The organism is Leeuwenhoekiella sp. NPDC079379, assembly GCF_044542075.1.
Lineage (GTDB): Bacteria > Bacteroidota > Bacteroidia > Flavobacteriales > Flavobacteriaceae > Leeuwenhoekiella.
This window is the reverse complement of sequence record NZ_JBITTU010000004.1, coordinates 346104-366355: the sequence shown is the minus strand read 5'-3', so window position 1 is coordinate 366355 and position 20252 is coordinate 346104. Positions and strand designations below refer to the sequence as shown.

At 34.0% G+C, this 20252-nt stretch carries 19 protein-coding genes; 10 read left to right on the top strand and 9 right to left on the bottom strand.

Annotated elements, in window-relative coordinates; translation table 11 throughout:
- Positions 1 to 964 precede the first annotated feature (964 nt).
- The 5 genes from ACIGAM_RS09935 (at position 965) to ACIGAM_RS09915 (ending at position 5659) form a co-directional block, all read left to right on the top strand.
- Positions 965 to 2689 carry a hypothetical protein gene (locus tag ACIGAM_RS09935; protein ID WP_396511303.1) on the top strand — a complete coding sequence of 575 codons (1725 nt, stop codon included), beginning with the start codon at positions 965 to 967 and terminating at the stop codon, positions 2687 to 2689.
- A gap of 2 nt (positions 2690 to 2691) precedes the next feature.
- Positions 2692 to 3273, top strand: a complete 582-nt coding sequence (locus ACIGAM_RS09930) for a hypothetical protein (protein ID WP_396511302.1) — start codon at positions 2692 to 2694, stop codon at positions 3271 to 3273.
- 8 nt (positions 3274 to 3281) lie between these two features.
- Complete coding sequence (locus tag ACIGAM_RS09925; protein WP_396511301.1) at positions 3282 to 3863, top strand: hypothetical protein; 582 nt, start codon at positions 3282 to 3284, stop codon at positions 3861 to 3863.
- Positions 3864 to 4021: 158 nt separating this feature from the next.
- On the top strand, positions 4022 to 4348 hold the full coding sequence (locus tag ACIGAM_RS09920; protein WP_396511300.1) for an STAS domain-containing protein: 327 nt from the start codon (positions 4022 to 4024) through the stop codon (positions 4346 to 4348).
- Positions 4349 to 4471: 123 nt separating this feature from the next.
- Complete coding sequence (locus tag ACIGAM_RS09915) at positions 4472 to 5659, top strand: DUF4861 family protein (protein ID WP_396511299.1); 1188 nt, start codon at positions 4472 to 4474, stop codon at positions 5657 to 5659.
- 78 nt (positions 5660 to 5737) lie between these two features.
- Here the strand turns inward: ACIGAM_RS09915 and ACIGAM_RS09910 are convergent, their stop codons facing one another.
- The 3 genes from ACIGAM_RS09910 to ACIGAM_RS09900 all read right to left on the bottom strand — a co-directional run bounded on the left by ACIGAM_RS09910 (position 5738) and on the right by ACIGAM_RS09900 (position 9065).
- Positions 5738 to 6766, bottom strand: coding sequence for a family 43 glycosylhydrolase (locus ACIGAM_RS09910; RefSeq protein WP_396511298.1), 1029 nt, complete (start codon positions 6764 to 6766; stop codon positions 5738 to 5740).
- Positions 6767 to 6904: 138 nt separating this feature from the next.
- Positions 6905 to 8092: a glycine C-acetyltransferase gene (kbl, locus tag ACIGAM_RS09905; protein ID WP_396511297.1), complete on the bottom strand. Its 1188-nt coding sequence runs from the start codon at positions 8090 to 8092 to the stop codon at positions 6905 to 6907.
- Between the two features lie 10 nt (positions 8093 to 8102).
- Positions 8103 to 9065: an NAD-dependent epimerase/dehydratase family protein gene (locus ACIGAM_RS09900; protein ID WP_396511296.1), complete on the bottom strand. Its 963-nt coding sequence runs from the start codon at positions 9063 to 9065 to the stop codon at positions 8103 to 8105.
- 164 nt (positions 9066 to 9229) lie between these two features.
- Here ACIGAM_RS09900 and ACIGAM_RS09895 point away from each other — a divergent pair, with 164 nt between their 5' ends.
- Positions 9230 to 9691, top strand: a complete 462-nt coding sequence (locus ACIGAM_RS09895) for an Lrp/AsnC family transcriptional regulator (protein WP_396511295.1) — start codon at positions 9230 to 9232, stop codon at positions 9689 to 9691.
- A 1-nt stretch (position 9692) separates the two neighbouring features.
- Here ACIGAM_RS09895 and ACIGAM_RS09890 read toward each other — a convergent pair whose 3' ends face one another.
- Positions 9693 to 10613 carry a metallophosphoesterase family protein gene (locus ACIGAM_RS09890; RefSeq protein WP_396511294.1) on the bottom strand — a complete coding sequence of 307 codons (921 nt, stop codon included), beginning with the start codon at positions 10611 to 10613 and terminating at the stop codon, positions 9693 to 9695.
- Positions 10614 to 10770: 157 nt separating this feature from the next.
- Here ACIGAM_RS09890 and ACIGAM_RS09885 point away from each other — a divergent pair, with 157 nt between their 5' ends.
- The 3 genes from ACIGAM_RS09885 to ACIGAM_RS09875 all read left to right on the top strand — a co-directional run bounded on the left by ACIGAM_RS09885 (position 10771) and on the right by ACIGAM_RS09875 (position 12968).
- Complete coding sequence (locus ACIGAM_RS09885) at positions 10771 to 11766, top strand: alpha/beta fold hydrolase (protein WP_396511293.1); 996 nt, start codon at positions 10771 to 10773, stop codon at positions 11764 to 11766.
- 79 nt (positions 11767 to 11845) lie between these two features.
- Entirely contained in the window at positions 11846 to 12442 is a 597-nt protein-coding gene (locus ACIGAM_RS09880; RefSeq protein WP_396511292.1) for an RDD family protein, read from the top strand.
- Positions 12443 to 12524: 82 nt separating this feature from the next.
- A complete protein-coding gene (locus ACIGAM_RS09875; RefSeq protein WP_396511291.1) occupies positions 12525 to 12968 on the top strand; it encodes a 3-oxoacyl-ACP synthase in 444 nt (147 codons plus the stop codon).
- A gap of 11 nt (positions 12969 to 12979) precedes the next feature.
- Here ACIGAM_RS09875 and ACIGAM_RS09870 read toward each other — a convergent pair whose 3' ends face one another.
- The 4 genes from ACIGAM_RS09870 to glyA all read right to left on the bottom strand — a co-directional run bounded on the left by ACIGAM_RS09870 (position 12980) and on the right by glyA (position 17614).
- Entirely contained in the window at positions 12980 to 13387 is a 408-nt protein-coding gene (locus tag ACIGAM_RS09870; protein ID WP_396511290.1) for a response regulator, read from the bottom strand.
- The gene (locus ACIGAM_RS09865; protein ID WP_396511289.1) at positions 13384 to 15180 is read right to left on the bottom strand and encodes an ATP-binding protein; all 1797 of its coding nucleotides are present in this window, start codon (positions 15178 to 15180) and stop codon (positions 13384 to 13386) included. The genes ACIGAM_RS09870 and ACIGAM_RS09865 overlap by 4 nt, the downstream gene beginning before the upstream one ends.
- A gap of 458 nt (positions 15181 to 15638) precedes the next feature.
- A complete protein-coding gene (locus ACIGAM_RS09860) occupies positions 15639 to 16046 on the bottom strand; it encodes a response regulator (protein ID WP_396511288.1) in 408 nt (135 codons plus the stop codon).
- 293 nt (positions 16047 to 16339) lie between these two features.
- Positions 16340 to 17614, bottom strand: coding sequence for a serine hydroxymethyltransferase (glyA, locus tag ACIGAM_RS09855; protein ID WP_396511287.1), 1275 nt, complete (start codon positions 17612 to 17614; stop codon positions 16340 to 16342).
- Positions 17615 to 17723: 109 nt separating this feature from the next.
- On the opposite strand from glyA, the gene fahA reads away from it, so the two are divergent.
- Positions 17724 to 19016: a fumarylacetoacetase gene (gene fahA, locus ACIGAM_RS09850; protein WP_396511286.1), complete on the top strand. Its 1293-nt coding sequence runs from the start codon at positions 17724 to 17726 to the stop codon at positions 19014 to 19016.
- A 101-nt stretch (positions 19017 to 19117) separates the two neighbouring features.
- Here fahA and ACIGAM_RS09845 read toward each other — a convergent pair whose 3' ends face one another.
- Complete coding sequence (locus ACIGAM_RS09845; protein WP_396511353.1) at positions 19118 to 20125, bottom strand: 3-oxoacyl-ACP synthase III family protein; 1008 nt, start codon at positions 20123 to 20125, stop codon at positions 19118 to 19120.
- Positions 20126 to 20252 lie beyond the last annotated feature (127 nt).

The following is a 20252-nucleotide window of genomic DNA, read 5'->3' as shown; positions in this document are numbered from 1 at the left end:
CTATAAACTGGTGTGATTGTTATGCTAGAACTAATTTTAAGGGTACGCGTTAACTTAAATAATAAGCTCTATTTAAGCTGATAACTCAGGAAAGTTAAGATGTATATTTATTAATCCTCAAAAAACGAATCTAATTTAAGAACTTTAAAAGCTTTATAAATTCTATTATTATGCACGCGGCGTATTTGAATAGATTTATTTTTTTTAGATTGTTTTTTGACAAATTTCTCAAGAAAAAATACACATTCTACATCTACTCTACTAATACTAGATAAATCGATAACTAAGCGCATATTAGTTTTTAAATATGCCTTTAACATTTCATCTATCAATTGTATTGACTCTACAGCGGAATACTCCATTCAGTTTAATTATGGAACTATCTATTTCTATTTTTAGCGTCATGTCTTCAAGTTTAAATTAATATTATAAACTATAAGTTATTGACAATTAACATTTGTCAAACACCTCCTCATAAAATTAACGTCTTTGCACGCTTTTTAGCTATTTTTTAGATAAATGCTTTTGAAAGTGTCTATCAAATGCACACTTACATCGTTAAAAAATATCACTCAACGATACATTGTAAACTAAACTTACTCTCGGCTATTTGAAAAAATTGGAATTATTTAATATTAACCTTTTCAGAATATAAATTCTTGAAATTTAACTATTACATAAATAAAATTTCATTTAAATATATAAAAAGGCGAGTAATCTACACAAATAAGCTACCTGTCGAAAATTCTTACACATATCTAATTTGATTGAGAATCTCTGAAGAACAAAACCCACTTATATGTTTTTCTTAGATAGTTCAAAACACGAAATTAAAATTACAGGTCAATTGACTTGTAGTAATGTATCTGAGATTCAAAGGAAAATAGAATATGCATTAGTACGATTTAGTGATCTCATTATTAATATATAAAACTTAGAAAACATTGACTGTTCAGGTGTATTTATGCTTTATCTCGTAAAAAAATTAGCAAAAGAAAAAGTAAAAAACTGGACGTTTACTGCATTTTATTCTAATCCACGTTTGTTCACTTTTAATGATAGTCCACTTTATGGTACTCAGGTGAAATATGCTATAAATCCAAGACTTCAAATGGGTTTATCGCTAGCCGCATCTAATGGAACTATAAGAGGTGCAAGTAATAAGATAGAAGCCAATGAAAATGAAAAAGGCCAGATTGCCACCTTATCATTAGATTATAAAAACAAAAATACGTTTATAGAATCTGAATTTTCAGGAAGTTTTACAAATTTACATACCGATTATGCCGGGTATTTGAATTTGATACAAACCTATAAAAACCTAACATATAGCGGCACACTTACACTTACGGGTGAAAATTATTTTGGTTCTATTAGAAACAGTCTTCAATATTCAAATAACCTATTTTATAAATTTAATAAATGGAATGTTTCTACTGGTAATACCGTTTCTCGCGTTAATCAACGACTTAACCCCTTGTTTTATGCAGCAGAACCCTATTTTGAAAATACCTTCATACTTTTAGGTTACCGCTTTAATCAAAAACATTCTGTAGATGTGCGTGCAGATCAAAGACAACGTGAAGACCAGTTAGAGCCTAAATCATACTTTTACAAAGAAAAGGGAATTACTTATAGATATCTTTTTTCAGGAGGTCGCTTTAATTTCAATTTTAATGGTCGTGTATCAAAAACGCGTAATCTACTCAGTAATTTTGATGGCTATAGAGATTCGTATGCTCATAATGCCAATGCCTCGTATATGTTATTTTCGGGCTTATCCCTGCGAGTAGGATTAAATGACAATTATAATAATAGATACGGTAATTCTGGACTTAGTACGAGTTATACACGGTACAATCTGGGTATAAATTATAACCTTTATAAAGTAATAAACTTTAATGGTTCTTATAATAGTGGTTTTAGTCCAGATGACAGTTATTTAAGGAGAGACTTTATCAATGCCAACCTTGCCGTTCGCGTCTCTAAAAATCATTTATTTGAAATTAGAGCTAATTATTTTGAGAATGCGGGAGCTATTAATAACCGTGAACTTTCGGCCTTCGGAAAATACACCTACTCCTTTGGCGCACCATTAAAACGTACAATGGAACAAGGTGGTGTTGACGGATATATTTTTTCTGAAGATGACACTATTTCCGTAGAAAATATCAAAATAATAACTACAGGACAGCGTATTGCTTCAAATGAACAAGGAGAATTTCGCCTAAACAATTTACCTCTGGGAAAAAATTATGTTTTTATAGATGACAGCAGTCTTCCTGAAAATATTGTAAGTACCAGAAAAGCACCTTTTGAAGTAAATGTCACCTCAAATCATACGGCAGATTTATCTATAGAACTGGTGAAAGCAGCTGTGGTAAACGGTAAAATTAATTTGATATCTAAAAAAGATACTATTGGTTATAAAGGATATGTAAAACTATCTGGAGATGATTATAACTATTTTATTGAAACAGATACTAAAGGCAACTTTATATTTAAAAATATTGTGCCTGCCAATTATGAACTAACTCTTATACGTTTTAAGAATGAAAATGATTACTACAAAATAAGTGACAATAATATAACTGCCAGTTCCGGTAAACAGGAAGATATTCAAATCTATCTAACAGCTAAAGAGCGAAAAATAAAGTTCAACACTACTAACTTTATAATAAGTAATTAACGATGAGCAAGCTATTACTATTTATTACATCCGCTTTAATTATGGTTTTTCAGCATACACTACATGCGCAGGAAACTATAAATGCAAACAATTCTAGTTCCTTTATTTTAGGTGGTGGTCAAGAGGTTGTCTCAGCGGTATTAGATTTACAACCTATACATATCGTTGATCTAGAACCTGAGAACGCTATACCATCAGGAAATACTGTAGTAGTTTCAGAAGCCGGTAAACCATTTGTGGGCATAGGATCTCCAAGTACCGGTGACTTTTGGTTAAATTTTACGTACAGGGGTGCTAATTTTCAAAATGCAAGAATATATGCGAGTACAAATTTGCCCATACCTTCAAATATGACCATTACACTTCAGGTTATAAACACTGCATCTATAAACGGTCAGTTTGCAGCGAACCCTAACTTATCTCCAGTAAGTTTATCTACGACAGATCAAGTTCTTGTTTACGACTTCGCAAATGGATTTACGGGCGATGGCGAAAACACGGGATATCAAATTAGATATCAAATTAACAATCCCAATGCGCTCTCATTACCTAGTGGTTTTGAAATGGTTTTTGAGATAAAATAATAACGCTTATGAAACGGTATTTATCACTTTTAATAGCTTTATGCTCACTGTTTAGTTTACAAGGCCAGCTTTTAAATGGTACCTTAGATGTAAATGGTATGCCTAGCTTTATACAGTCATTTCAGGATACCGTACAAGAAGCAGGTATAGATGATAACAACATAGGTTTTGAAAGCGCAATAGATGCAAATCAAATAAGTTTTGTACTTAATCCTATTTTAATTCTCTCGTCTTCCACGCTTTGTAGTGATAATGTTTTTAGATACAGAGTCTTTATGCATACTCAGAATGCACCCCAAAATCTAACGGTAAAGGCCAAAACTTATACAAACAGCGGATTTCGGTTTCCTTCATTTAGTGTCTATGATATTTTAATTATTAAACCCCTTGGATCTCGTGATTTGACAGCCACAAATGGAGGTAATTATATTACTATTCCTAATGATGCCTCTCAGGCAATTAAAGTTTGTGAATTTGTAGGATGTAGAACAGATATACCCATTCAGTTTAAAATAGAAGCGAGTTCGCTTGTACAAGCAGGAGTTTCTAACTTTAATATTATACCGTTGTCTCAAGCCTATTTTAATTAGAGTGAAACTGAAAAATACTTGAGTAAATACAAAAATTACTCGCATATATTCAGAATTCAAAGACACCTATCACCCACTAATCTACAGTAAATTGCGTGCAGTCGAATTTTACTAAATAGGAAATCATAAAAATCAATATTTGATAAATTTTTAAGAAAATGATCAAATTTGAAACCACTAAAAATACGATTACTCTTAGTGGAAATCTTACCAGCGAAAACGTTTCAGAAATACAACATAAAATAGAAGATACGTTATGCGACTATAACTCTATAAATATTAGACTTAATGACTTAGAACTCATTGATATCTCAGGTATATACATGTTATATCTCATAGCAAAAAGTGCAGAAACTAAAAACAAGAAAATTTGTCTAAAAGGTCTAAATTCTGTTATTTTTCAAATCGCACTAAAGGCTACTGGAATTCATAGTCTATTTATAAAAAATTTCTGCTGTAGATCCCAAAAACCAAAAATCAAATAAATTCTTATTTAATTGAAATGCTATAAAAGAAGCTCTAAATTAATCTCTTAGTCAAATGCTTTAATAGAAAAGAAAAGTGCGCTAACTTCGGATTTCAAATTTTGATAACTCTAATCCAGTTCCATGCACTATTCTAAAAATGCTTTTCTTGCCACCACACTGCTAGCTTTATCGAGTTGTGGCGTTAAAAATTCTGCTCTACAAGTTATAGTTACAAATACATTAAATGAAGACCGTTCTTACGAGACTGTATCTGTAGATCTTGATCGGTTAACTACATTTAATCGAAGAGATACAACAACTACCATAGCCGTTATACAAACCAAGTCTAAAGATACCTTAATGAGTCAATTAGTTGATGAAGATGGTGATGGCGTAGCAGATGTGGTCATTTTTCAGCCTGAGATAGCTGCTAAGAGTACTAATACATACAATCTTACAAGTAGCTATAAAAAACCTGATACTAGCACAACAGACCCTGCTGTGTACTCGCGTTTTGTACCTGAGCGAACAGATGATTATGCCTGGGAAAACAACAAAGTTGCTTTTAGAACTTATGGCCCTGTGGCGCAAAAAATGATTGAAGATAAGATACCCGGTGGCACTTTATCAAGTGGAATAGACGCCTGGCTTAAACGCGTTGATTACCCTATTATCAATAAATGGTATAAAAAAATGACTTCAGGAGCCGGAACCTATCACGAAGATACGGGCGAAGGTTTAGATAATTTTCACGTAGGTGCAAGTAGAGGAATAGGCGGTATTGCTGTAAAAAAAGATTCAACCTATTACTACTCTAAAAATTTTACTACGTGGAAAACTTTAACGACAGGACCCTTACGCACCAGTTTTATTCTCGAGTATGAAGATTGGGATGCTAATGGGACCCAAATAACCGAGCAGAAAAAAATATCTCTCGACTACGGAAGCAATTTTTCTAAATTTGAAATCACAATTACCGGTGCAGATACCGTTTCTGCCGGCCTTACCTTACACTCCAATACCGGAAAAACATCAGTAAATGAAGAAAATAAATGGATTTCTTACTGGGAACACATTGATGATTCTGACTTAGGATCGGCACTAATTATTCCGCAAGGGCTTCAAGCTACCGAAAAGTATCTTACACCAAAGCAAGATGAAAGTAACCTCTACGCGCACATAAACGTTGAGAATAACAAAGTGATTTATTATGCAGGTTTTGGTTGGAAAAAAAGCGGCCAGTTTACAAATGAACAAGAATGGCTTACTTTTCTAAATACAACATCAGAAAAATTATCAAACCCATTACAGGTTAGTTTTTCTAAGTAAATCAAGTCTAATCACACAAAAAAGCCTCATTTCAGAATTTGAATCGAGGCTTTTTTTTAGGGCTAATATATGTGATTATTAATCTGTTTTAGACTGCATAAAGTCTGGGAATCCTTTCTCATCCCATTTAACAACACGAGCTCGTGTGTGCCTGTTAAAGTCTTGCAAGGAGTTGCCTCGTATTTGTTTATATACACGTGCGTGATAAATTAAGACATCCGTTTTACCATCTTCTGCAACCGTAAATGAGCTATGACCAGGACCATATCTTCTTACTTCCTCATTAGTTGAAAAAACTGGTGTTTCAGATTTATGCCAGTTTGCTAAATTCATTAAATCTGCTTGCTCATCTGCCCAGAGTAAACCTACAGCATAATTGCTATCTGTGGCACTTGCAGAATAGGTAACAAAAATCTTTCCGTTACGTTTAATAACAGCCGGACCTTCATTTACTTTATAGCCTATACGCTCCCAGTTAAACTCAGGATCTGATATAATTAATTCTTCTCCTTTAAGTTGTGTAGGAGTTTCCATTTTAGACAGTACAAGGGAGGTATTTTCTCCTTCCCGAACACTTTGTGCCCATATTAAATAGCGTTCTCCATTGTGTTCAAATGTAGTAGCATCTAGCGAAAATGAATCTCTTTCAGTTTTAATTTGCCCTTCCTCAACCCATTCTCCTTCCATAGGATTTTCAGATGTATTTGAGAGCGCGTACATACGTATATGCCATACATCTTCGACATCTCCCGCTGCAAAATAAATAATCCACTTCCCATTAATTTTATGTAATTCTGGAGCCCAGATATGTGCCCCCATAATGCCTTGTGTGTGTTTAGTCCAGATCACTTTAGCTTCCGCAGTACCTAAGCCATTTAGTGTTTTTGACTGGCGTAATTCTATACGATCATACTCAGGAACAGTCGCAATAAAATAATAAGTACCATCTATATCTTTATATACCCAAGGATCTGCACGCTGAGGTACTATAGGGTTATTGTATGTGATTATACTTCTTTCGGGCAGTTGTGTTGTGGGCTTACAGCTTTGTAAATTTAAAGTAGTAATTAAAAAAAGCAAGCAAATGGAAAGCTTAAAGAGTTTCATTTTAGTGAAATTTAGCGAAGCTTAAATATAAGTGTTTATTTCACATTTTTATTATATTTTCTCAAATCAAGTCTTGGTAAAACAAAAAATGCCCCGCGATAAACGCAAGGCACTTTAGAATTAAACGCAATTTTAATTTTAAATAACTCCCAGCTGCTTACCTACTTTAGTAAATGCTGCAACTGCTTTTGTAATATGCTCATCTTCATGAGCTGCAGATAACTGTACTCGAATACGTGCTTTTTCTTGCGGCACTACCGGATAGAAAAATGCAATCACATAAATACCTTCTCCTAATAATTTTGCTGCAAATTCCTGAGCGACCTTAGCATCGTATAGCATTATAGGAACAATAGGATGCACTCCCGGTATAATATCAAAGCCTGCATCTGTCATTTCTTTTCTAAAACGTTTTGCATTGTTTTGAACTTTTGCAATTAAATCTGCAGAAGTGCTCAACATATCTATAGCTTTTATAGATGCTCCTGCAATTGCGGGAGCCAGCGTATTTGAAAATAAATACGGTCTCGATTTTTGACGCAGCATATCTACAATCTCTTTTCGGGCAGCAGTAAAACCACCAGAAGCGCCACCTAAGGCCTTACCGTAGGTTCCTGTAATGATATCAACACGTCCCATCACATTATTGTACTCGTGACTACCTTTACCGTTCTCACCTATAAAACCGGTGGCGTGGCAATCATCTACCATTACCATAGCATCGTGTTTATCGGCCAGATCACAAATTTTGTCCAGTTGTGCAATTGTACCATCCATAGAAAACACACCGTCTGTAACAATTAACTTTCTTCGGGCTCCTGAAGCTTTTTTCAATTCTTCCTCAAGAGATTCCATATTGTTATGACTGTATCGGTGACGGGCAGCTTTACATAAACGTATGCCGTCTATAATACTGGCGTGATTTAATTCGTCAGAAATAATAGCATCTTCTTTGCCCAAAATAGGCTCAAAAACACCGCCGTTAGCATCAAAAGCTGCAGCATATAAAATACAATCTTCGGTCCCTAAAAATTCAGCAGTTTTACGCTCTAACTCTTTGTGAATGTCTTGAGTTCCACAAATAAAACGTACAGAAGAAAGACCAAAACCATGTGTTTTAATCGCTGAAATTCCTGCCTCGATAATATCTGGATGTGCAGAAAGTCCTAAATAATTGTTTGCGCAAAAGTTTAAAACTTCAGATCCGTTTTGTGTATTTATTTTAGCCCGTTGAGGAGTGGTTATTATACGTTCTTCTTTATAAAGACCGGCTTCCCGTATTTCTTCTAGTTCGTTCTGTATATTTTCTCTTACTGATGTAAACATAGTGTGATTTTTATGCGTGTTGTTTCTGACTGTTATTTTTTTTTAACTCGAGTTGCTTCAGCATTTCCTGAGTCATTTTTGCAAGATCGTATTTTGGTTTCCAACCCCACTCTGCCTGTGCAGCACGATCGTCTAGTGATATAGGCCAGCTTTCTGCAATTGCTTGTCTATGATCTGGTTTGTACGCGGCTTTAAATTCTGGAATGTGTTTTTGAATCGCTTCTAAAAGCTCTTTAGGCGAAAAACTAATTCCCTGAATATTATAACCTACTGTTTTTATAGCTTCCTTAGGTGCTTCCATTAATTGAAGTGTTGCCTCAATGGCATCATCCATATATAACATAGGTAACTGCGTATCTTCTTGAAGATAACTTACAAAATTTTCTCCATTAATTGCTTTATGAAAGATATCTACTGCATAATCTGTTGTACCTCCACCTGGTAAAGATTGATAACTTATTAGACCGGGATAACGTAAGCAACGTACATCTAAATTGTATTTAGCATTGTAATAACGTGCCCAATGCTCACCGGCTACTTTACTTATACCGTAAACAGTTGTAGGATGCAGCGCAAAATCGTGAGGCACGTGTTCTTTGCGAGCATCTGGACCAAAAACAGCTATTGAACTTGGGAAAAACACCTTTTTAATAGCATTTAAACGTGCTACCTCAAGAACATTAAAAAAGGTAGAATTGTTTAAATCCCAGGTTTGTAAAGGTTTTTCTTCTCCTTTTGCAGATAATATGGCTGCGAGATGGTAAATCTGAGTGATCTTTTGCTGTCTTACAACATCATCTAATGCTTGAATATCTGTAGCGTCAAGCTTTAATGTTTTACAACTAAATTCTTCCCGTATATGAAGATCTGTAGCTACTACAGCATCAGATCCGTATTTTGATATTAGAGCTTCAGTAAGTGCTGTTCCCAACTGACCAAAAGCTCCGGTAATTAAAATTTTAGGCTCTTTCATAACAACTTTATTTCAACATAAAATTAGCAAAAACACAATTCAAACCATATTAAAAACTGCTAAACTCTAAAAATTAAGTAATTTTATCTTTAATATAAATATTTAGCAGAATTATCGCCTAATACTGTTATGAACTAATCTTATAAACAGGAAAATTTTCTTTTATGGAAACACTAGATGAAACCGATCTAAAAATTCTAAGAATTTTACAGGAGGATGCGAAGAAGACAACTAAAGATATTGCAGAACAATTGAACCTAACAGCATCACCGGTTTATGAGCGAATACGGCGTCTAGAAAAAAAAAGGTATATAAAAAATTATGTCGCAATTTTAGATAAAAAGATGCTAAACAGACCGGTAACAGCGATTTGTATGGTATCTCTACGTTATCATAACGAGGGTTTTATAGATACGTTTGAACGCCAGATTAAAGAACTAGTTGAAGTACAGGAATGCTACCATATGGCAGGTAAAGTAGATTTTTTCTTAAAAATACATTTAGGAGGTCTTGAAGAGTACCACGAGTTTGTGCGCAGTAAGCTTTCAAAAATTCAGAATATAGGCGTATTAGAAAGTTATTTTGTACTGAAAGAAATACACAATACCACAGCTATAGATTTTTAATTTAAAGCAGAATATCCTTATTTGATGCACGTTTATATCCTTCTATTTTAAGTTGGTTAGGTGTGATTTCTACAATACTAAAGGTATTATTATCAAGACCTTCATAATCTACCATTCCTAATTGGGTTATATAATGTATACCATTAATCTCCTTAAAATCCTCTGCATGTACGTGGCCGTGGAGGCAGGCAATCACGTTTCCGTTAGCTTCCATTAGCTGCTGAATTTCAGCGTAATTGGTCACATGAAACTTTGAACCTTCTTTATAATACTCATACAGGGGATGATGGCAAAAAACAACGGTAGGCAAATCTGAGTTTGCCAATATGTTTGCAAACCACTCCATTTCTTCTTCAGGAATATTAGCATTTTCCCAGTCTGAACCTTCGGCAAAATAATGCGAAGTCCCATCGGCATCATAATTAGCGTCCAGTACAATAAATTGTAACCCGTTAGCCTCATATGCATAATAACTCACTGCAGTTTTCTGGCCGGTATTATCAATATTTTTTAAAAATTGCTCTTTGGTAATGCTATCAACATCGTGATTACCCAGCGCGTGATAGTTATCCCCTTTAAATCTTTGGAATACAGCTTCAATCTCTCTAAGATATGTTAATGTATCTTCTGCTTTTGCAGCTGAATCCTGATCTTTAAAATCTCCCAGATGAATTAAAAAATCTAAATGCTGAGAATTTAATTCTTCAATTGCTTCCTGCATTTTAGGTATTGAATCCCGATAAAACCGAGTTCCTACCGGTTCGCGATTGGCGTAATGAGAATCTGTCAAAATTCCAAAACGGATTTTAAAATCTCTTTTACTATCACAACTTAATAACAGATTAGGCATTGCTAAAAGCGTAGTTCCGGTTAAAGCAAAAAGCTTAAGTGAGTTTCTTCTGCTAATGTGAGATGAGTTCATTAAAGAAATTTTAAAGGCACAATTTAGATATTCTTTCCGTTTAAAATAGGCTTGTTATCTGCTTTAAAGATATATTAAAGAGTTGAGCAGCTCATTAAGTTTTAGTAATCTTGAAGTGATAATACCCACAAATAATTACATATTTAAACTTTCCGTCTTGAAAAAAACATTCCTCACCCTGTTTATACTTTGCGCATCTTTAGTATCTGCTCAAGAAAGCCAACTACAACTGTTAGATCTACAACTCACTAATTATGAGTATCCTTTTGAAGTAAATAAAATTATAATTTCGGTTCAAAATCAAGAATTAGAAATGGCCTATATGGATGTAAATCCAAAAAATTACAACGGTAAAAACATCATGCTGCTACACGGTAAAAACTTTAATGGTGCGTACTGGAAAACTACTATTGATGCGTTAGCCGCCGATGGTTACCGAGTAATTGTTCCTGATCAAATAGGCTTTGGAAAATCTTCAAAACCAGACCATTTTCACTATACCTTTCAGCAACTAGCATTAAATACCAAAGCTGTTCTAGACCATATAGGCGTAAAAAATACTGCAGTTTTAGGACATTCTATGGGTGGTATGCTCGCAACACGATTTGCGCTTATGTTTCCTGAAATAACCGAAAAATTGATTCTCGAAAACCCAATTGGTCTTGAAGACTGGAAACTAAAAGTACCTTACAAACCTGTTGAATGGTGGTATGAGAACGAACTAATAAAAAATTATGAGGGAATAAAAAAGTATCAATTAGAGAGTTATTATGATGGTAATTGGGATCCTGCTTATGATGAGTGGGTAAATGTGTTAGCCGGGTGGACACTCAATTCTGAATATAAAACCATCGCCTGGAACGCTGCACTTACCTATGATATGATTTTTACACAACCTGTTGTTTATGAATTTTCTGAACTTAACGTTCCTACGCTTTTAATTATAGGTAATCGTGACCGCACTGCATTAGGTAAACCTTTAGTTTCTGAAAATATACGTAGAACTATGGGCTTGTATGATAAATTAGGTAAAGCTACCCAACAGAAAATACCTAACAGCAGCTTAATAGAAATAGAAAATACCGGTCACCTACCCCATATAGAACGTTTTGAAAAATTTATAGTCCCTTTAAAAAACTTTTTAAAGAACTAGATATGAACGGTATATTAGTTAGATTCTTGCAATATAAAAATCTAAAACCTCACGTTAATTAAAATCTATATATTTAAAAATGGCAGCAAGTAAAGAGACAATCTCTAATATTCAAAAGTATACAGATATAGAGCTAGTAAAAATTGTTACTGTAGAGGTTCACAAATATAAACCTGATACCGTAGTTGCTGCAGAGCGTGAACTCTCAAACCGCTCTATTTCAAAAATTCAAATGGCTAATCTGGTAAAAGCCGCTGCTCAACAGAATACTGCTGTGCAGGAAATACAATTGTATGTCACAAATTCTGGAGTACGATTTGTAAATTTTATTATAGATTTTATCGTTTTTATACTATTAATCTTAGCAGGTACATTTATTTTAGATTCAGTATTTACTACTTCTAATAATGAGTTGCTTTTGAGTATAGGTTACGGTATGGTTTTCATACTATTTATGGTTTACTATGGCGTATCTGAATACTTTTCTCAAAAAACCCTCGGAAAATTTTTTACCAAAACTAAAGTAGTAAATCTTGATGGGTCTAAACCCGGTGCGCTTACAATACTTATACGCACCTTATGCAGGCTTATACCCCTAGACCGCCTATCATTTTTAATATTTAAAAGTGGTTTTCACGATAAACTATCACATACACAAGTAGTTAAAGACTTGTAGATTTTTATTCTTAAATAAAAATAAACAGCTGCGCAAGTGACTGCTTTTAGCTTAATTTCGCCGCCTTTAAATAAATCTGCAAATGTTAAAAAAAGAACTTATACACGAATTGAAAGAACGTTTAAATAAACGTCTTGAACAACTGCGTGAGACCAAAGCAGGGCTTATAGAATCACGAGAAAGTGACGGGAAAAGCAGTGCAGGAGATAAATATGAAACCGGAGTTGAAATGATTCAGCAGGAAATGGAGCGCACCCAAGGACAAATAGATCAGACTGAAAAACAAAAAGAAATTTTAAGTCGTATAAGTTTAACTCCAAACACCATTATAGGAGACGGTAGTTTAGTTTTGACAGATAAAGCCAGTTATTTCATCGGTATTCCTTTTGGAGAATTAAAACTTGCTACGGGCAATGTATATTGTATTTCTAGCGCTTCACCTATAGGTGAGTTACTAACCGGCGCACAAGTGGGAGAGACTGTAACTTTTAGAGATCAGATAATTAAAATCGTGGAGATCAAGTAAACTTGCTCATATTATTTTTTAAAAACTGAATCAAGTAATTGATGCAATTCTTTTTTACGAACAGGCTTTAATATAAATCCGTTTATCTCTGGATAACTTTCCATACGTTTTTTATCACAGCTTCTATTTGAAGAGGTTACCATAAAAATTGTAATCTCTTCTTGTTTATCTATTTCTTGAGATCTAAATGCATTTAAAAATCCCCAGCCATCAAGGTACGGCATGTTGATATCTAATAAAATTAGTTTAGGTAACTGTATATTATCTTCTTTTGATTTTTTAAGATAGTTTATACCTAATTCCCCATCTGTTATAGTTACTACATTTAGATCACGCCAGTAGGTATTACACATATGCCCTACGACAAATAGGTATACATCATCATCGTCAATTAGAACAATGTCTGCAACTTGACTCATTCTTTAAAAGTAATTTTAAATGTGGTTCCTTTGTTAACCGAACTTTCAATTTCAATAGTTGCTTCTAGATTTTCGATTTGCGATTTCACAATAAACAACCCCATACCTTTACCAGAATATCCCCTATGAAATCGTTTATATAACTTAAAAATATCTTTACTGTGCAGATCTAAATCTATGCCTAATCCATTATCAATTACGTAAAGTACTTTACGCCCATTTTCTATTTGGGTTTCAAACTTTATAAAAGATTCAACATCTGTTCTTCTATATTTAATAGAATTAGACATAAAACTCTGTACAATACTCTTGAAGTAGAACTTTGAGAAATACAATTCGTCCCAGGCATCTAATTTTAGAATAATTTTAAAGTCGATATCTTTAGTGATTAATTCTGAAAAGTCTCCCTCTACACTTTCAATAACAGTTTTTATATTGAAATTCTTTTGATCAATACCATTCTCACTTAAGATCGAAATATACTCTCGTATGTCATCTGTAATGATACTTATATTACTATTTATCTGAGATAATTTTGGTAATAATAAATCTAACTCATTTGTATTTTGTACTTCTTTAAGGAGATCTACTACTGTAGACATACTTGTTACAGGGGCGCGGAGATTATGAGAAACTAAATAATTAAATTCTTCTAATTGTTTATTACGAGTTTTTAGCCTACCATTAGAAACTATTAACTTCTGATTAGACTCTTCTAAAGAAATCTCACTCAAACGTAACTTCTCATTTTTCTGCTTAAGAGAATCTAAAAATGAAATTTTAATTACTCTTTTTCGCTCAACGATATATGAAATAATCAATATAGTTAACGCACCAAAAACATTAAAAATTACAAAAAACTTAATTATAGGACCTAAAATTAAATCTACAGCTTCTGTAGGAACTTCATGCAGAATAGCCCAATCTGTAGGAGTTACAATATTTTGTGAACCTGTACTATTAGAAGTGTCTGATAAATTTTTAGTTGAAAAATTAAACTTACTTAATGTCCAGATAGCACCCTCGTCTCTAAGTGTGGTATCCTCAAATGTTTTAAAATATGTTTCTATATTATCTGATAAATGCACAGTTTTAGAAGTGTCTGCGAGCTCGTAAGAAAGCGGAAGATCTGAAACATTAGTCGTGATTACATTTAAATTTCGATCAACTAAATAAAGATTGCTTAAAGTAATTTGCTGATTTAGCTGATTGAGAATTCGAGTCATATTAAAATTAATAATCACTAAAGCTCTTAATATACCTTGATTGTCATAGATAGGAGCAATACCTCGCATTACGGGCTTTAATGGTATTTCTATCTCACCATTTTCTCTGTTTAAATTAATTCGAGAGAGAAAAATCTGCCCAGGCTTGAGCTGTATACCCTGCTTAAAATAGTCTCTATTGTATTTGTTTTGTAACTCCCCTACCTTTAACTTCCCTAGATTATCTCTCTCATAACGTAGTAATTCATTCCCATCTAAAGCAACAATTCTAAATTGATCAAAATCTTTCAATTCATCAATAATTTTAAAATAGTGGTTAACGGCAGTACTATTTTGAGATAACTCGAATACATAGTTAAAGTCAATGATATCACCCCAATGCTCAGTACTGCTAGTAATAGATTGACATAAATTTTCTAAAAGATCTTTTTTGTTTTTTATGGTTCGGTCTTCCACGACTGAAAAAACTTCAATGAGATGATCGTATTGAAGTTTACTCCACAAAAAAGTAAAGAGTAAAACCGGTAAGTATAAAAGAAGAAATCGCTTAAGTATTTTTATCCCCATGCCACACAGATTAACAGTCTTGTATATGTATTTTAAATATATAAAGTGGTTACAAGTAAAAGCTAAATCTTAAGATCTGTAGTTGTAAAAACTTGCAAAATCACTGTTTAATATTTTGGTATTTAGGGAAACACCATACATTTTTTTGTATTTCAACTTTAAAAACAAATGAAATATCTATTAAACTTAAGAGACTTATTCTTACAAACAAAATAAACTAGATGTAAATTATAGGTAAGAATTAAGCATAACTTACAAAACAATACAATTATCTGTTTTACAGTTATTTAATAAGGGTTTTTAAGACATTTCTAGATTACAGTTTTTAAAAAATACTTGTATATAAATTAAGTATTTCGCACTCTTCAACGTGCTAAATTGTCTTTCATAGATCGCAAAAAAAAATTGACGATCACTCGTCAATCTTTTAACCATTCTAAATATAAACTCTATTATTATTAAACCGCAATACTTAAGCCAGGTATTCCGTATTGAGAAACTCTTAAATCTATAGGTTTTTTAAGATAACCTTTTATAAAAGTAAATGACTTACAAATTTCTTTTAGAGCAATTTCTGAAAAATTAGAAACCACATATAAAGATGTTTCTTTATTTATATTAATTTCTAATTTGTCTAACTCGTTAAGAAACTCCCAGCCGTTCATTATAGGCATATTAATATCAACCAGTATTAAATCAGGATATGCTATTTCCCGGGTTTCATTTCCTAAATATTCTAATGCTTCTAGGCCATTATTAAATGGAATAATATTAACATCGCTCAACTGTGCTCTTAAAATTTTCTGCATTCCATAGCGGTAAACAGCGTCATCATCAATCAAAAAAATAGTAGTATTAAAGTCCATAATAAAAAAATAAAAAGTAATTGAAATTAATATTATTATTCTAGGGAGTTCAAAGAACGTAAGTTAATCGATTAAGTTGATTATTTTTAACAATAAATCCGACAACAAACACCCAATCGTAGTTTTTCACAAGTTAATCGATTAAGTTAACTGCCATTTTTATTAATGAAAGATGTTTGTTTAGGGATCTACTTAAATACAATTCAACTCATTAGGATTGTAGACTATCGTTTTTATTCAAAAAAAAACCGGCAAAATATGCCGGTTTAAATTCTTTTAATGAGATACAGTTTTTAATGTTTAAATAATGGTCTGTGTCCCATCATTTCATTAACCTCATCTGCTATACTTTCTAACTTATCATTATTGTCAAAATTAGTAAGTGCAGCATCTATAAGCTCTACAACTTTATTCATATCTGCCTCTACGAGACCTCTGGTTGTAATAGCTGCAACACCTATTCGCATTCCTGAAGTCACAAATGGTGAGCGGGTATCAAAGGGTACCATATTCTTATTAACTGTGATATCTGCTTTGCCTAAAGCCTCTTCTGCATCTTTACCAGAAATCTCTTTATTTCTTAAGTCTATGAGCATCATGTGATTGTCTGTTCCACCAGAAATAATGTCGTATCCTTTTTCAACAAAAGCAGCAGCCATAACCGCAGCATTTTTCTTAACCTGAACCATATAATGCAAGAAATCATCTGTAAGTGCTTCTCCAAAAGCGATTGCCTTAGCAGCAATGATATGCTCTAAAGGTCCTCCTTGATTTCCCGGAAAAATACCACTGTCTAATAAAGAAGACATCATACGCAGATTTCCATTCTTTAAAGTAACACCAAATGGGTTTTCAAAATCTTTACCCATTATAATTAAACCTCCACGTGGCCCACGCAGCGTTTTATGAGTAGTCGTAGTACATATATGACAATGTGGTACAGGATCACCTATAATCCCTTTTGCAATTAATCCTGCCGGGTGAGCCATATCACACAATAAAATAGCTCCTACTTTATCTGCTATCTCGCGAAAACGCTTATAATCTATCTCACGGCTGTAAGCAGATGCCCCTGCAATGATCATTTTAGGTTTTTCTTGTATCGCAAGTTCTTCTATCTTATCGTAATTTAAGAGACCGGTTTCTTTATCTACACCGTAAAATACCGGATTGTAAATACGTCCAGAAAAGTTTACCGGTGAACCGTGTGTCAAATGTCCGCCGTGTGATAGGTCAAAACCTAAAAAAGTTTCTCCCGGTTTCATCACTGCGTGAAATACAGCAGTGTTTGCTTGTGAACCAGAATGCGGTTGCACATTCGCATATTCTGCTCCAAAAAGTTCTTTTGCGCGCTCTATCGCGATGGTTTCTACTTCATCTACCACTTCACATCCGCCATAATAGCGTTTGCCAGGGTAACCCTCTGCATATTTATTAGTTAATACAGAACCTGCAGCTTCCATAACTTGTTCGCTGACGAAGTTTTCTGAAGCAATTAACTCTAAACCATTAAGTTGTCGTTGTTTTTCCTCTTGAATTAAATCAAAGATTTCGGTATCCCGTTGCATGCGATATAAAGTTTGTTAAATTAGGTTCAAAAGTAGTGAATACATGCCTTTGGTACTATTTTAATTCTATATTTGAAATGAGCATTTACTAACATTTTATTAAAAATCTATGCCCTCAAAGACTAACGATCCAAAACGCAAAACCTGGTTAGAAACATCTGCAGATACAGATTTCCCTATACAAAATATACCTTTTGGTGTGTTTTTAACTAGAGATGACATTATCACTATAGGTACACGCATAGGTGATTTTGCCATAGATCTGGGAGCTTTACATCAATTAGGGTATTTTAGCGAGATCCCCCTTACAGACGATATTTTCTTACAAGACAGCTTAAATGATTTTATAGCAGACGGTCGCAAGACCTGGCGTGCAGTACGTAATCGTATTTCGGTGATTTTTGAAGCAGATAATGCCGAGTTAAGAGATCAAAAAGACCATTGTGAACGTGTTATTTTTGCTATGGATGAAGTCGAAATGCAGCTTCCGGTACAAATAGGCGATTATACAGATTTTTACAGTAGTAAAGAACATGCCATAAACGTAGGGTCTTTATATCGTGATCCTCAAAACGCTTTGTTACCTAACTGGATGCATTTACCGGTAGCCTATCACGGGCGCAGCAGTTCTATAATACCATCAGGTATTTCTGTACACAGACCACAGGGACAAAAATTACCTAATGGCGCTACAGAACCTATATTTGGCCCATCACGTCAACTTGATTTTGAATTGGAGATGGCTTTTATTACTACAGATGCTAATGAGCTTGGGCAACCTATTCCTGTAGATCAAGCCGAAGAATATATTTTTGGACTGGTACTTTTTAATGACTGGAGTGCACGCGACATTCAACGGTGGGAGTATGCACCTCTAGGTCCGTTTTTAGGAAAAAACTTTGCATCTTCAGTATCCTGCTGGATTGTTACATTAGATGCCTTAGAGCCTTTCCGTACGGCGAGTCCTAAGCCTGAAAAAGAACTGTTACCCTATTTACAATACAGCGGCAAAAAAACATTTGATATTAATCTTGAAGTAAGTATTAAGCCCGAAAATAAAGAAGAAACGGTAGTTACTAATTCTAACTTTAAACATCTCTACTGGAATATGAGCCAGCAACTGGCGCATCATACCGTTAATGGGTGTCCTGTAAATAGTGGAGATATGATGGGAAGTGGTACTATTTCGGGTTCTGCTCCTAAATCTTTTGGTTCTATGCTAGAATTAAGTTGGAAGGGTTCTAAACCGGTTAAGCTTAATGATGGTGGTGATCGTAAATTTATTGAAGATAAAGACACCGTTATTATGCGAGGTTACTGCGAGAAACCTGGTGCAGTACGTATAGGCTTTGGCGAGGTAAAAACTAAAATACTACCCGTTTTTAAACCGAAGAAAAAATAAAAAGGAATTTCAATAAAAAAAAAGAGCAACAGGGTTGCTCTTTTTTTTTGCTTTTAAACTCAAGTTCTTCTTTTTGGAAAAAATTTAAGTGTATATACTTATTACCACTTAATAATAGCACTCGCCCAGGTAAACCCACTACCAAAAGCAGCAAGTACAACCGTATCACCTTCTTTAATTTTACCATTTTCCCAGGCCTCAGTTAAAGCAATAGGGATTGATGCCGCGGTAGTATTTCCATATTTCTGAATATTGTTGTACACCTGATCGTCATTTAAGCCAAATTTTTTCTGTACAAATTGAGAAATTCTAAGATTTGCCTGATGCGGTATCAACATATCGATATCTTCGGCTTTTAGTTTATTTTTCTCAAGACCTTCAACAATCACTTCAGAAAAACGCACTACAGCATTTTTAAATACAAATTGACCATTCATATACGGGTAATACGGGATATCTTCCTGCGGATTTTTTTCAATCAATTCAGGCACCCATTCCAAAGTACTTGGTCCTTTTAAAGAAAGCTCTAAGGCGTGTTTACCTTCACTATGTAAATGTGTAGATAAAATACCTTTTGCATTGTCTTCTTCTCGGGTAAGTACTGCCGCTCCTGCCCCATCACCAAAGATGACTGATACATTACGCCCACGCGTAGTCATATCTAAACCGCCACTGTGATTTTCTGAACCTATTACCAATATATTTTTATACATCCCGGTTTTTATAAACTGGTCTGCTGTAGAGAGGGCATAGATAAAACCACTACATTGATTACGTACATCTAAAGCAGGTACGGTACGCATATCTAGCATTTCCTGCACCTGTACACCACAGCCCGGAAAATAATAATCTGGACTTAATGTAGCAAAAACAATCATGTCTATATCCTGCGCAGTCATTTTTGCACGTTCTAAAGCGATTTTTGCAGCTTTTACACCCATAACCGCGGTGCTGTTGCCGTCTCCGTCTTTTATATGACGGCGTTCTTTTATACCGGTACGCTCTTGTATCCAGGCGTCATTGGTTTCCATAATCTTAGACAAATCATCATTTGTCACTATATTTTCGGGAACATAGGCTCCCATTCCTGCAATTCGAGAATTATACATAGGGTAATAAATATGAGATATAATTAGTAGTACCAGAATTTCTGATGCCATAAACCGCGGAAAGATACAGATTCTGCAATTTTAAATGCTTTAAAGCAGCTGCCTTTAGCTATGCGTGCATAATAAT

What these genes read in the sequence shown, in the direction of transcription:
- ACIGAM_RS09935 (WP_396511303.1), top strand. Translation starts at nt 965, where the DNA reads ATGCTTTATCTCGTAAAAAAATTAGCAAAAGAAAAAGTAAAAAACTGG.
- ACIGAM_RS09930 (WP_396511302.1), top strand. Translation starts at nt 2,692, where the DNA reads ATGAGCAAGCTATTACTATTTATTACATCCGCTTTAATTATGGTTTTT.
- ACIGAM_RS09925 (WP_396511301.1), top strand. Translation starts at nt 3,282, where the DNA reads ATGAAACGGTATTTATCACTTTTAATAGCTTTATGCTCACTGTTTAGT.
- ACIGAM_RS09920 (WP_396511300.1), top strand. Translation starts at nt 4,022, where the DNA reads ATGATCAAATTTGAAACCACTAAAAATACGATTACTCTTAGTGGAAAT.
- ACIGAM_RS09915 (WP_396511299.1), top strand. Translation starts at nt 4,472, where the DNA reads ATGCACTATTCTAAAAATGCTTTTCTTGCCACCACACTGCTAGCTTTA.
- ACIGAM_RS09910 (WP_396511298.1), bottom strand. Translation starts at nt 6,766, where the DNA reads ATGAAACTCTTTAAGCTTTCCATTTGCTTGCTTTTTTTAATTACTACT.
- kbl (WP_396511297.1), bottom strand. Translation starts at nt 8,092, where the DNA reads ATGTTTACATCAGTAAGAGAAAATATACAGAACGAACTAGAAGAAATA.
- ACIGAM_RS09900 (WP_396511296.1), bottom strand. Translation starts at nt 9,065, where the DNA reads ATGAAAGAGCCTAAAATTTTAATTACCGGAGCTTTTGGTCAGTTGGGA.
- ACIGAM_RS09895 (WP_396511295.1), top strand. Translation starts at nt 9,230, where the DNA reads ATGGAAACACTAGATGAAACCGATCTAAAAATTCTAAGAATTTTACAG.
- ACIGAM_RS09890 (WP_396511294.1), bottom strand. Translation starts at nt 10,613, where the DNA reads ATGAACTCATCTCACATTAGCAGAAGAAACTCACTTAAGCTTTTTGCT.
- ACIGAM_RS09880 (WP_396511292.1), top strand. Translation starts at nt 11,846, where the DNA reads ATGGCAGCAAGTAAAGAGACAATCTCTAATATTCAAAAGTATACAGAT.
- ACIGAM_RS09875 (WP_396511291.1), top strand. Translation starts at nt 12,525, where the DNA reads ATGTTAAAAAAAGAACTTATACACGAATTGAAAGAACGTTTAAATAAA.
- ACIGAM_RS09870 (WP_396511290.1), bottom strand. Translation starts at nt 13,387, where the DNA reads ATGAGTCAAGTTGCAGACATTGTTCTAATTGACGATGATGATGTATAC.
- ACIGAM_RS09865 (WP_396511289.1), bottom strand. Translation starts at nt 15,180, where the DNA reads ATGGGGATAAAAATACTTAAGCGATTTCTTCTTTTATACTTACCGGTT.
- ACIGAM_RS09860 (WP_396511288.1), bottom strand. Translation starts at nt 16,046, where the DNA reads ATGGACTTTAATACTACTATTTTTTTGATTGATGATGACGCTGTTTAC.
- glyA (WP_396511287.1), bottom strand. Translation starts at nt 17,614, where the DNA reads ATGCAACGGGATACCGAAATCTTTGATTTAATTCAAGAGGAAAAACAA.
- fahA (WP_396511286.1), top strand. Translation starts at nt 17,724, where the DNA reads ATGCCCTCAAAGACTAACGATCCAAAACGCAAAACCTGGTTAGAAACA.
- ACIGAM_RS09845 (WP_396511353.1), bottom strand. Translation starts at nt 20,125, where the DNA reads ATGTATAATTCTCGAATTGCAGGAATGGGAGCCTATGTTCCCGAAAAT.